Here is a 13,268-nt window from a genome sequence, read left to right as displayed (position 1 = left end):
GAAGATGTTGCTGTTTTGCTCAAAAGGCAAATACTTATTGTCTTTGCTTTCATTCGCTTAGGAGAAAAGCACTAATCCTTTAGTGCGCCTCATCCCAGTTATTGCCTTTACCCACTTCTACCAGTAATGGCACAGAAATTTCCACCACAGATTGCATGACTTGCGCCAACTGTGGTGCAAGTTCATCGGCAGCATCCGCATCGACTTCAAATACCAATTCATCGTGTACTTGCAATAACATTTTGGCTTGTGCCTGAGGCAACATTTTATCGACTTCAATCATCGCCATTTTAATAATGTCCGCTGCAGAACCTTGCAGTGGTGCATTAATGGCCGCACGTTCTGCCGCTTTACGTACCATCATATTCCGTGCATCAATATCTGGCGTGTACAGGCGACGACCTAAAATGGTTTCTACAAAACCTTGTTCTAGTGCCACTTGGCGGGTACGTTGCATATATTCATAAATGCCCGGATAGCGCTGGAAGTATTGTTTGATGTAGTTTTGTGATTCTTCACGAGTAAAACCCAGTTGACGAATCAAGCCAAATTCAGACATACCGTAAAGTAAGCCGAAGTTTACGGCTTTGGCCTGACGACGCTGGTCTGAAGTCACATCTTCCAAAGCAATACCCAAAACTTCTGCAGCAGTACGACGGTGTACGTCTTGCCCGTGATTAAAAGCATCAAGCAGGGCATCATCTTGTGAAAAATGAGCCATCAAACGTAATTCAATTTGTGAGTAGTCGGCTGCCAACAGCACACGGCCTTTAGGTGCAACAAAGGCTTTACGAATTTGGCGGCCAATTTCAGTACGAATAGGAATGTTTTGTAGATTTGGGTCGGTAGAAGATAAGCGTCCCGTTGCGGTCAAGGCTTGGTGATAACTGGTATGCACCCGATGCGTATCCTTATTTGCCTGTTTCAGCAAACCATCGGTATAGGTGCTTTTTAGCTTAGATAAGCCACGGTAGTCTAAAATTAAGCCACTGATCGGATGTTCAATTTTTTCCAGAACACTTTCACTGGTGCTGTATTGACCTGTGGCCGTTTTCTTGCCGCCTTTAAGCCCAAGCTTATCAAACAGAATTTCACCCACTTGTTTAGGTGAGCTGACGTTAAAGTTTTCACCAGCCAACTCTACAATTTGATTTTCCAAATCTTGCATGGTTTGGGCAAAATCGACACCGAGTTGATCTAAAAATTGCAAATCAAGCTGAATGCCGTTTTCTTCCATACTGGTCAGCACTCGGGCAACAGGCATTTCAATGTTGTGCAAAATATTGACCAATTCAGGGTATTTTTGCAGCTTCGCAGACAGCACTTCATATAAACGGTAAGTGACGTGCGCATCTTCTGCGGCATAATGTGCTGCCGTTTCAATTTCAATTTGATTGAAGGTTTTTTGCTTAACGCCTTTACCCGCAATTTGCTCATAAGATGTGGTCAAGTGGCTTAAATATAAACGTGCTACATCATCCATGCCGTGACGAGTCGCCACCGAGTTAAGTACATAAGACGCCAACATGGTGTCAAAATACCAACCTTGTAAATGAATACCGTGATTTTCAAGCACATGCGCATCATATTTTAAATGGTGCCCAATTTTCTCGACCGCATTATTTTCTAAAATAGGTTTGATTTGCGCCAAGATTTGATCACGGTTGAGCTGCTGTGGTGCGCCTACATAATCATGTGCTAAAGGCACGTAATAGGCATCTTTTGCATCAAACGCCACAGAAAAACCAACAATTTCCGCAACTCGATAATCTAGACTGGTGGTTTCCGTATCAAATGCGAAACGCTGTGCCGTATTCAGACGTTGCAGTAAGGCATCCCAGTGCTGTGCATCTAAAATGGTGTGATAGCTTGCAGAACCCAGTTGATCATTTACGCTACTTTGAGTGGCCTGATCTTCTGTCGCAATTTCACTGGTTGTCGGTGGTGTCACTGTTTTTGCCGCTTGCTGATAATTACGGTTGTTTGGATTATTTGGATGATCCAGCGATTGCAGCTGATTACGGAACTCAAGTTCGGTATATAAATTACGTAAGGCTTCGACATCTGGTTCTTGTAGTTTTAGCTCAGAATAACCAAAGTCCAAGTCCAAATCACAAACGATACTGGCCAGTTGATGGTCTAATGCGATGCCATCCGCGTTATCTTTAATATTTTGTCCAACTTTGCCTTTAATATTGTCGGCATTTTCTAAAATAGCACCAATGGAGCCGTATTCGGTCAGCAATTTGGCTGCAGTTTTGGCACCAATACCAGGTACGCCCATAATGCCATCCGAGGCATCGCCCATTAGGGTCAGGTAATCAATAATTTGATGAGGCCATACTCCAAACTTGTCAAACACCGCCTGAATATCCATCGGCTTTTCTTTGAAGCTGTCTTCAAGGGTGACTTTTTCAGTCACCAATTGCGCCATGTCTTTATCGCCAGTAGAAATCAGTACTTGCTGTCCTTCGGCCTCTGCACGTTTGGCCAGTGTGCCAATAATGTCATCGGCTTCAGCGCCAGGCAGCATAAATAACGGAATACCCAAGGCACGAATTAAGGCATGTAAGTATGGAATTTGCTGAGATAGCTCTTCAGGCATACTTGGGCGGTCACCTTTATAGATAGGTGATAATTCATGGCGAAAAGTTGGTTCAGGCGTATCAAAAATAACAGCCATGTGGGTTGGCTGGGTGCGACGCATGAGTTTTTGAATCGCAGAGATTGCTCCACGAATTGCATTGGTATGTAAACCAGTTGACGTGGTTAATGGTGGTAGTGCGTGAAAGGCACGAAATAGAAAATATGAGCCATCGACCAAGACAAATGGTGGCATGGATTGATTCCTTCTGCAAATAAGCAGTTTATTGTACGTGATTTTTGCAGTTGTCGCAGAAACTGATTTTTAGTGCAAGTGGACAAGCGGTCGAAGCGGTTACTGAATTGCTGATGAATCCTGATTCAGAATCAGGCTGGCTGTTGTATGATCAGAGCCAAGATAAAATATAAGCACAATGAAGAGCAATGCAGACAGGGCAGAGTGAAATTCGAATCATTTGGTTCATGGTATTGATGGTTGTTGCAATGGGTGCATGGTGGTTGGATGTACCCATGCTGAGTTATGTGTGTGCGATTGCGGCGGGTATGAGTATCATGCTGTATGGCGGGCGCGTGCAACAAGCCTTGGAACATAACATGGATGCGCACACTATGCGCTATGTACCTACTTCAAAAGTGCCGATGTATTTGGCAGCAATGATTGCCATGCTGGGGATATTACTGGATTGGTATTTGATTGTGTCGCTTGCTGTGGGTGCATGGATTTTTCTGTTGTTGCGTTGGCTTTCTCGTTTGGAACAGGAGGTTTATCAAATTCAGCAAGGGCAGCAAACAAGTGCATCTAAAACAGAGGTGTCTACTACGGATACATCAGCACCGTATGTAACCACTACAGATGTAGCAGCAACTGTTACCCTGCAAAATGCTATACCTGAAAGGAAATACACGCCAGAAGATGACATTGCAGAATCGAGAATTGATTTAGCACAGACTGGGGCAGACAATTCTTCTGAGTTATCGACTCAGTCAGTTCCATCTCAAGCTATTTTGGCAACTCAAGCAGAACAGCATTTTGTTGAAAGTCATGCTGTAAATCAAGATTTCATTCATCCATCTGCGCAGACATCATCACAAATACGGACATCTCATCCTAGTTTACTCGAGCAGGCGCAAACATGGTTATTGCACGGCAATCCTGTCTTGAAAGTCGCCATTGTCGTATTGTTAATAGGTGTGGTGTTGCTGCTACGCTTTGCCACCGAACATTGGCAATTTAGTTTGGCAGTCAAACTCATGTTTGTTGCAGCTGTAAGTGCTGCGGTGACTGTATTGGGTTATTTGCTACGTGCAAAAAATCGGAGCTTTGCTTTAGGGGTGCAAGGTTTAGGTTTGGCAGGGCTGTGTCTGACCTTGTTTTTTGCCTATTACAATTTGGTCATTCCCAATTTAGCGATAGCCAGTGTGTGTTTTATCGCTGTAATGTTGCTCACACTTTGGCTGAGTTTGAAACAACAGTCCATCGAACTGGCATTAATGGCAATGTTGATTGCTTATTTTGCGCCCTTTACCTTACCTGTTCGCAATGCTACAGCCATTGAATTGATTGCCTATTATTTAGGGATTAACGTCGCGGTAGCAATTTTAAGCAGTGTGCGCCCTTGGAAATACCTGAATCAGGTTGCATTTTTAATGACGGCTATCGTGGGTGGTGGCTATGCCTTTTATCATGGATATGTGTTTGAACGTCAGGTTTTAAGTGCTTTATTGTTGGCACATGCGGCAATTTTTATTTGGCTCGGTTTTCGCTTTAGTCAACTCTTGGCACAGGATGATATCGCCACTTTCCAATTCAAACCTATTTTGGACCTTGCCCTGATTTTTGGTGCACCTATTGTCGCTTACGCCTATTTATATGTGATGTATTTTGAAGAAACTCGATGGCAAGCGGCTTTTAGTCTGGTCTTTGCTGTGATTTTTGCAGCCTTATATACGCTGACCCGACAGCGTTCACAAACCAAGTTTATTGCACAGAGTTATTTTAGTCTGATGCTGATTTTCAGCTTGCTGATCCCGCCTATTTTATTACCTGAGCAATGGAGCGTAATCGGGTGGGCACTGCAAGGTGTGGCAGTTTTTGCTTTTGCCTTAATCAAAGTATCTTCAATCAGTCGTTATTTGGCTTTAGGTTTGTTCGCTGTTGCAGGACTATCAGGGCTGTATTACTTGGTGGAGCTGCCATATTTTGAACACAGTATTTACTGGGTACTCAGTCTGAGTTATGCCACTGTGGTATTAATGGCCAACAGCAAAGCAGATTTTCGAGCACAACTCAGCACAGGTACGATCAGCATATTTTGTTTCATGCTGCTGTCTGCCAGCAGTCTGTGGTTGTGGTTAGGTCTAGACAGCTTAGTTGGCGAACATGCCATGGTTTGGACGCTGCTGGCAATCGTCAGCGCCTATGTATGTATGAATGAAGTCATGCTTTCACGACAGGCCACGTGGTCTTGGCTACTGCCGAAGTGGTTGGGACTCACTCCAGTCATGTTCGCTGCTTTATCTTTAGTGATCAGCCGTGATTATGATGGGGCAATTCAATGGGTATCAGGCGCAGAACGAATGTTATTTGCACTGTTTGCACTCTTGCTCAGTGTTTTGTGGTTACGCCCTTTATGGACGGTACGCACCGATAAAGTCTGGGTGAGTTTGGGGCTAATTCCTGCTTTAGCACTGGCAAGTTTAACGCTGTTACCTGAGCATCCTTATAGCAGTGTGGTGATTTTACCGCTGATATTTGCAGCATGGTGCTGGTGGCAAAAGTCAGAGTCAGACTGGCGTATGTTCTGGTATGCACGCAGTAACTTGGTCTTAATGCTATTTTGGATGTTGTGTTCACAACTGCTCAATGAGCAGGCATTTTATGGCTATGTTTTGCCAATTTTGAATCCATTTGATCTGGTCAGCATTGCCATGTTGGTGGCTATTTTATGGATGCTGAATTTACAGCGGAAAACTGATTTAGATCAGGGCTTAGCTGCGGTGATTATGGTTGTCAGTCTGTTATGGTTAAGCAGTTATGTTCTTTTGCGTGCCTTGCATTTGTATTTAGGCACGCCAATCAACGAGATTGCCGTTTGGCAAGATGCTACCGTACAGTTAAGCCTGACCGTACTTTGGGTTAGTTTGGCATGTATTGCAATGTGGATTGCCAGTTTCAAGCAATTACGTGCCTTATGGATTCTAGGCAGCAGTATTTTGGTGATGGTAACCTTGAAACTGGTACTTCTGGATTTATCCAATATTGGCACCCTTATGCGGGTACTCTCATTCTTTGCGGCAGGACTGGGTATGCTGCTGATTGCCTATATTGCTCCAATTCCTGAACCTGATCTTGCTAAAAACAACACTTCGCCATCTTCCAAAACTTAAGCTGGCGCTCAGGTTGTATTTATGACGAAGTGGGTGTGATTCAAAACGATTACTTTAAGTCAGGTTCTCGTTTCAGTTCTTTGGCATTGGCGTACTGATCAAGTTCGTCATTACTCAAGGGGCGTGATAATGGATGATCAACAAAACCCATTTTTGGTACAGGAATTTCAATGCAATTGTCCAAGAAACCATTACGAATACGCTCTTGCATTTCATCACGTACTTTTAAGAAGTTTTCTTGCTGACACCACACTGCAAATAACAATTCAATTGAAGACTCACGGAAAGCTGTAACCGTCACTGCTGGTTTTGGGTCAGATAAAACTAGCGGATATTGATTGGCCACACTCAGCAAGACTTCACGTACTTTAATAATATCTTCATGGAAATTAATGGCGAGGGTAATCGGGACACGCCGTATTGGAAATTTGGATAGGTTATGTACTGGAGCACGAATCAATTGTTCATTGGGCAAACGCACATAAATATTGTCTTGGGTCAGTAATTTCACTGAAAGCAAGTCAATTGAAATCACTTCACCTTCAATGGTATGCCCACGAATCAGGGTGATTTGAATAGTATCACCCACCTCAAAAGAGCCTTCACCAATCAGGAACATACCACTAATTAAGTTAGAGGCTGATGTTTGGGATGCAAAACCAAGTGCTACCGTTAAAATACCTGCTGCGCCCAAGAAAACACTCAGCTTAAAGCCTGCCTCCTTAAGGCTAGCCATCACAAACAGCAGAAAAATAAAATAGAAAATACCACGTCGCCAGACCAAGCGTTGATGTGCATTAAAACGTGCACCGATGGTACGTACAAAGGTATTGGAAACAAAACGTGCAATTAAAAAACCAATGAGTGACAGTACCACTGCAACCAAAATTTCGGTCAAGCGATCTGTATTGACACTGGTAAATATCCCTTTGAGGCTGTTGGTGATTTCTTTGGAAATATTGGAATCTGCCATGACATCCTCTTAGAAAAATGACTCAAACATATTAAACAACGCACCTGCCGTTTCACGTGGTGGCTGTAAATAGGTGACTTCACCTGCATGTGGTGGCGTGCGGTTTTCAATCCGAATCCGTGGCGGGCGGTCTAAACCTTCATGCATGACTCTAATTTGTGAAGTCCATAAACGGCCTGTACTTTCACTAAAAAATAAAGGTAGCGCAGGTACAGGTACACTCATACGGTCAAAGCGCAATTGCTGATTACTGGTATTGTGAAATTCAATTGGAGTCACTGCACGAAAGGCACGTGGTTTGAGTTGATGCAATTCAGTACGACCATCCACTGCCGTGGCATAGCAAATTTCACCGGTACGATGATTCGGGCCAAACCAAGTATCTTTTGGGCGAATAATAGGTAGGTCAAAAATGGGTTCACGTTGACCATCTACAAATCCTGCCATCCACAGTGGTGTGCTGATATACAGTGTACCGCGCTGCCCTGCAGGAATATAAATTGGATCAACAGGTTTAATCACCACAGAGCGGTCTGCTAAACGTGGCATCAGTTGTAATTTGCTCTGTGTCGATTTGAACATATAGCGTTCAACTTTCACAGGTTGTGGAAAAGCAAATTCAGGATCGTCAATCGTGTGCCATTGCTGTTCATAATCGTATTGAATTTGCGGACGATAGTATTCCAAACGCCATTCTTGCATGCCGCGGGTCAAACGCAATAACAATGAACCAAATTGCCATGCTTTAGGACGATTAAGCTCAAACTCATAGTCACCCCACCATTTTAATTTGGATGAATCGAGTTCCGAAATCTCATGATTTTGTGACAATGGCCTATCCCTTTGTTGATAAATCAGTGAAAAACAGACTTCACGCTGTCATACGCTTAGAGTACACTCAAATTAAATTTTTTCATCATTATTATAATCGCTGATGCAAGTACTGAAACAATTACAAATACCGTATAGCTTTGCCAAACGGCATGGGGTGCTGATTCGTTATGAGGGCGATCATGCCTTTATTGTACGTCGTGAAAATACCCCTATGCTTGCAATTCAGGAAGCACGTCGTTTTTTGGGACATCCTGCGCAGCATCAACTTTGTAGCGATCAAGAGTTTCATCAATTATTAAGCAGCAGTTTTGCAGGCGATACTGGCGAATCTCAGCAAGTCGCGGCAGGGCTGGAAGATCATCCTGATTTACTCAGTTTGGCAGACTCTGTACCTGAAGCAGAAGACTTAATGGATCAGGAAGATGATGCACCTATTGTGCGTTTAATCAATGCCTTGTTGTCTGAAGCGATTCGGGTCGGTGCATCCGATATTCATATTGAATCATTTGAAAAGAAACTGTCGGTGCGTTTACGGGTCGATGGTCAGCTACGTGAAATTGTACAGCCTCGTCGTGAATTGGCGCCGTTGTTGGTGTCGCGTATTAAAGTCATGGCCAAGCTCGATATTGCTGAAAAACGTATTCCTCAAGATGGTCGTATTTCGCTTAGATTAGCAGGCCGTGAGGTGGACGTACGTGTTTCAACACTGCCATCTTCACATGGTGAGCGAGTGGTGATGCGTTTGCTGGATAAGCAGGCAGGGCGTTTGAATATGACCCATCTGGGGCTTATGCAAAACGACTATGAACGCCTAAAGCAATTGGTGCATCGTCCACACGGGATTATTTTGGTCACAGGGCCTACTGGTTCGGGTAAAACCACGACTTTGTATGCCGCATTGTCAGACTTGAATGATGGCTCTAAAAATATTTTGACCGCAGAAGACCCAATTGAATATCAACTTGAAGGGATTGGGCAAACACAGGTCAACACCAAAGTGGATATGACCTTTGCACGTGCTTTAAAGGCGATGCTGCGTCAAGACCCAGACGTGGTGATGGTGGGGGAGATTCGTGATTTAGAAACTGCCGAAATTGCGGTGCAGGCTTCTTTAACGGGTCACTTGGTGCTATCTACATTGCACACCAATACAGCCATTGGTGCGGTTACCCGTCTAAAAGATATGGGAATAGAGCCATTCTTACTGTCAAGTTCTCTAATTGGCGTTATTGCACAGCGTTTGGTACGTACCTTATGTTCACAATGTGCCACGTGGCATGACGCAGATGACTTTGAAAAAGAACTGTTTAAAAACGTGACAGATGCGACTGATTTAAAACTGCCACAACCGAAAGGTTGTGATCATTGTTCACATACAGGTTTTACAGGGCGTACTGCCATTTATGAAATTGTGCCTGTAGATGAAGCCATGCGCCGTTTGATTCATGGCAATGCCGCAGAATATGAATTAGAAGAGTATGCACGACAACAGTCTGGCTCAATTCGTGAAGATGGTTTACGCAAGGTTTTGGCAGGTAAAACCACCTTGGAAGAAGTCTTGCGTGTCACCAATGAGGCAGCTGAATAAGCTAGGCGATGACAGATCATTAAATGCTGATCTATAAAAAGACTTAAGGATGTTGAGGCATATAATCTAAAATAAAAAAGGTTGATCACAAAAAATGATCAACTTTTTTTATGGGTATTATTTTATGAAATCAAAATATTAAAATTGCAACAAACGACGATGCTGCATTAAGGGCATAGATTCACGGACTTTACTTTGTTCTGCTAAATCAAAGGGTACAGTAATCAGTTGAGCGCCTTCATTTTCCACAATTGCCAATAGTTGCCCACGTGAATTGGCTGCACCTGAATGCCCCCAGGTTTGGCGTTTTTCACCATGCCAACCTTGTTGTGCTGCACCCAGTACTTGACACTGACTGTCCATGCCACGTGCCTGCAACAACAATTGCCAATGCATTTGGCCTGTAGTGTAAGTAAAGGCTGAGGGTGCTGTTAAAATATTTGCACCTTGAGCACGTAAAGTTAAAGCCAATTCAGGAAAGCGCAAGTCATAACACACCATCAAGCCAATATTGCCAAAAGGTGTTTTTGCAACTACCGTTTCAGAGCCAGGTTCAAAAAATTTAGATTCCTGATAACCACCAACAGAGTCACCCACTTGCACATCAAACAAATGAATTTTGTCATAACGTGCTTCAGTTTTTTCAGGACTAATACATAAACTGACCGTGCGTACACGACCATCAGCAATTGTGGAGCCATCAGGGCGATAAGGGCACGGCAAAGTCCCCGCCACAATCCAGATTTGATGTTGATGTGCAAGCTGTTCTAAACGCTGTTGAATAGTTTCAAACTTTGCAGCAGTTTCACGTTGCTTGCCCGCTGCAAAGCAGACAAAATTTTCAGGAAAAACGATCAGTTCTGCACCATCGGCTTTACTTTGTTGAATCAATGTCTCAATGGTTTTGAAATTTTCTTCCAAATCGTTTTGAGAATTCATTTGTGCAACAGAAAGTAAAGTCATGGGTGCGCTCCAGTAAAGAGATCAGACATTTTGCTGGTTGTTTTCAGCACATTGATCCAGCGTATCTTGTTCTTTTTGTAGCTGTTTGACCAAAGGCTCAAACATATTTTGGTTGTTCTCATTCAGCTTCATGAGAGTTTTGTGTGCATCAAGTACGGTGGTTAGCATATTGCTATGAGTAACATGTTCTTCCACTAACTCGCGTGTGCAGACGGTTGGATCGCCACAGTAATTCAGAATCACAAACACTTGTCCTAAGCCCATGCTGTTGGCTAAGGTAGTAATGTCTGGATTGGTCGATAGCATGACGGCTTGAATTTGATGCACTTGTTTGAGTTTTAAGCCTAGTTTAGCCAATACGCCCAAAACTGTGCTGTCAATAAATGTGGTTTGAGTTAAATCTACAATTGCACCCACCACATTGGATTGCTGTTCAATTTTACTGAGTAGTTTGTCTAGACTAATACAAGATTGGGCACGCACTTCGCCAAAAAGCTTAAAGATATGCGTTCCATTCAAGCTTGTATATTCAACATGACCTGTTGACATATAAATGCCATTTGCAGAGAAGGATTAAATAATTATCCCATAGCGACTATGTAGACTCAAGTAGCTTACAGTCGTATATGCGAGGTGTAGATGTTAAGCGATTGAATAATCGTTTATTTTGTACGGCATAAACTCAAAATGGCAATGTCATCTGCCACATGGTCAGGAGCTTGGAAGGACTGATTTTGCAAATGAAAGATCAATTGCTCAAACTGTTCATTCAAGCCACCACTGTAAGGTTCAAGCGCACCATCAGAGCAAATAATAAAACGTGCCTGTTTATTTAAAATACATTCAAATTCTTCCACCTCTAAATCTTCAGTCAGACCCAAAGGAAAGCTGCTGGTATTTAAAATTTTAGGTGCTTGATTGGGCTCAAAAATAATCGCAGGAGGGTAATGCCCAGCACTGGACCAGCGTAATTGGTGGGTTTCAATGTTTAAAATCCCACTAATCATGGTGATATGTTTTTCAATATTTTCTTGAACCAACATACCATTTAATTTTTTAATCAATTCACGTGGTGTTTTAGAGCGGCCATGAAACGCGGCCATCCATGAAGTGAGCAGACTACTGGTCACACCATGTCCAGAAACATCGGCCAAATAGAACATAATTTCTTTGTCGCTGATTTTCCAATAGTCAAACCAATCCCCCGACAAATAAGCCGAAGGTTTAAACAACGTTTCAACTTGGTAGTTGCAAAGCTCAATTGGATTTGGCAGTAATTTTTTTTGTAGTTCTGCTGCAGAAGGCAAGTCACGACTGTCTTGATTGCGCTTATATTGCGCATCAATTTTGCGTAGGGCTTGTGGTGGGTTTTCGGGTAAACGATTCCATAACCAACCCGCTAAAGCACCTTGTTCCCAAGCCTGAACCAAGGCCGTACCTTCATCTTCAAAGGCTAAAACAATGGTGGGTAAATTCCATTGATGGGTTAAATAGTCTTGCACATCGGCAATGGCAATAATGGTTGGGTCATACAAACTGATGTCATCTATGTGAATCATTTGCACACTAGGAAGTGTGTCGAGCACCTGTTCTAGATATGGAATATCACGTGTGGGTTGAATGAAATACATAGAGGCTTATGTTGACCCTGAACCTAAACAAAGCGTTACTATAACAATGCCTGAATACTCAAGGAAAGTAAAAACTCACCTTGAGTAAAATGTTTTACAAATTATTCTTTGCTTTCATCAGGCAGATTTATTTCTTGTTGATCATCAGAAAACTCTTCGGTTTCATCATCCACAAAAGAAATACTTTCGGCATCTAGTCCTTTCTTTTCTGCAATTTCAAAGTTTTTACGTTGCAAATAAATATCACGGATTGCCGCATATTTATCGCCTTGTAAAACTTGTTCTACATCTAAAAGTTGAGAGCGTGTATCTAGACCACGCATGACTTGCTCAGACCAATATAAACGGTCATTGCCATCTAAAATATATTTTTGAGGACGAGCTTGACCATCTACTAGCGTTCCAAAACCATCACGGAAAGTACTTGGGCCGTATATTGGCAACATGACATAAGGCCCCGATGGTACGCCATAATAGCCCAGTGTCGTACCAAAATTTTCTTCTTCAGTATCTAAACCTAAACGACGTGCAGGGTCAGCCATGCCTAAAGTGGTGATGGTGTTTAAACTAAAACGTCCAAGAGTTTTAACTGCACGTAATGGACGACCTTGAATCAGTTGATTGACTGCATTCCAAGGTTCACCTAAGTTTTTACGAAATTGACGATAAGAACCACGCACTTCACCAGGTACTTTTTCTGTATATTGCACCGCAAGTGGACGTGCAATATTGCGGTCCAACATGTCATTTAAAGCATAAATTTGACGGTTCAAAGGTTGAAGTGGGTCTTTAACTTCATCGGGCTGTGCTGCATTGGCATTCACTTTTAAATCTTTGGCTTTTACATTTTTTAATTCTTTAAGCGCATCTAAACGACTGCTTTTGGTTTCAGTCGTATCTGTAACCACAACTTCAGCAGTTCCTGATTCAACTTCTTCAACTGAAGCGGTTGTTGCATGCGTAGAGGTGATGAATCCTAAAGAAAAAAGGCACACCCAAAGATATTTTTGTTGATACATAAAGAATCCTAGCGCTTAAATCTAAGTAAGCAAAAGCTGTTAAATAGCCGATGTGGATATAGTAACAGTTAATTTGAACGATGTATTAAAGCAAATTTGCTCAAAATATGTGTTAAAAAAGTTAAATTGAGCAAAAAAACAACGCCTGTAATTATTTTTATGAAAAAAGCCTTGCATGGTAAAATATTTGGCCTATAATGCACATCCATCGGCGGTGATGTTGATAAAAACTTGTTGAAAAACAATAGCTTGGTTGATTGGTTTAAGAT

At 42.5% G+C, this 13,268-nt stretch carries 10 protein-coding genes; 2 read left to right on the top strand and 8 right to left on the bottom strand.

The genetic code is table 11. From position 1 onward, the window contains the following. Positions 1-79 precede the first annotated feature (79 nt). A complete protein-coding gene (gene polA / locus HHA42_RS08075; protein WP_168526082.1) occupies positions 80-2,839 on the bottom strand; it encodes a DNA polymerase I in 2,760 nt (919 codons plus the stop codon). 188 nt (positions 2,840-3,027) lie between these two features. On the opposite strand from polA, the gene HHA42_RS08070 reads away from it, so the two are divergent. Next, positions 3,028-5,991, top strand: coding sequence for a DUF2339 domain-containing protein (locus HHA42_RS08070; RefSeq protein WP_168526080.1), 2,964 nt, complete (start codon positions 3,028-3,030; stop codon positions 5,989-5,991). 49 nt (positions 5,992-6,040) lie between these two features. On the opposite strand, the gene HHA42_RS08065 is transcribed toward HHA42_RS08070, so the two are convergent. Both HHA42_RS08065 and HHA42_RS08060 read right to left on the bottom strand, forming a co-directional pair. Beyond that, positions 6,041-6,964 (bottom strand): mechanosensitive ion channel family protein, encoded by a 924-nt coding sequence (locus tag HHA42_RS08065; protein WP_168418882.1) that lies wholly within the window; start codon positions 6,962-6,964, stop codon positions 6,041-6,043. A 9-nt stretch (positions 6,965-6,973) separates the two neighbouring features. After that, on the bottom strand, positions 6,974-7,795 hold the full coding sequence (locus tag HHA42_RS08060) for a hypothetical protein (RefSeq protein ID WP_168418883.1): 822 nt from the start codon (positions 7,793-7,795) through the stop codon (positions 6,974-6,976). Positions 7,796-7,898: 103 nt separating this feature from the next. On the opposite strand from HHA42_RS08060, the gene gspE reads away from it, so the two are divergent. After that, the gene (gspE, locus tag HHA42_RS08055) at positions 7,899-9,386 is read left to right on the top strand and encodes a type II secretion system ATPase GspE (RefSeq protein ID WP_168526078.1); all 1,488 of its coding nucleotides are present in this window, start codon (positions 7,899-7,901) and stop codon (positions 9,384-9,386) included. Positions 9,387-9,524: 138 nt separating this feature from the next. Here the strand turns inward: gspE and HHA42_RS08050 are convergent, their stop codons facing one another. The 5 genes from HHA42_RS08050 to HHA42_RS13470 form a co-directional block, all read right to left on the bottom strand. Continuing rightward, positions 9,525-10,349 (bottom strand): carbon-nitrogen hydrolase family protein, encoded by an 825-nt coding sequence (locus HHA42_RS08050; protein ID WP_168418885.1) that lies wholly within the window; start codon positions 10,347-10,349, stop codon positions 9,525-9,527. 21 nt (positions 10,350-10,370) lie between these two features. After that, positions 10,371-10,898, bottom strand: a complete 528-nt coding sequence (gigB, locus tag HHA42_RS08045) for an anti-anti-sigma factor GigB (RefSeq protein ID WP_168526076.1) — start codon at positions 10,896-10,898, stop codon at positions 10,371-10,373. 113 nt (positions 10,899-11,011) lie between these two features. Then, the gene (gene gigA, locus HHA42_RS08040) at positions 11,012-11,980 is read right to left on the bottom strand and encodes an RsbU family protein phosphatase GigA (RefSeq protein WP_168418887.1); all 969 of its coding nucleotides are present in this window, start codon (positions 11,978-11,980) and stop codon (positions 11,012-11,014) included. Between the two features lie 101 nt (positions 11,981-12,081). Beyond that, positions 12,082-12,999, bottom strand: coding sequence for a VacJ family lipoprotein (locus HHA42_RS08035; protein WP_168526074.1), 918 nt, complete (start codon positions 12,997-12,999; stop codon positions 12,082-12,084). A 68-nt stretch (positions 13,000-13,067) separates the two neighbouring features. Further along, positions 13,068-13,268 (bottom strand): hypothetical protein (locus tag HHA42_RS13470; protein WP_216075693.1); only part of this gene is annotated, 201 nt, incomplete at its 5' end.

The sequence above is a fragment of the Acinetobacter sp. A3 genome, from assembly GCF_012371415.1.
Taxonomy (GTDB): domain Bacteria; phylum Pseudomonadota; class Gammaproteobacteria; order Pseudomonadales; family Moraxellaceae; genus Acinetobacter.
Note: the sequence above shows the minus strand (reverse complement) of the source record. Positions and strands in the feature narration are given on the sequence as shown.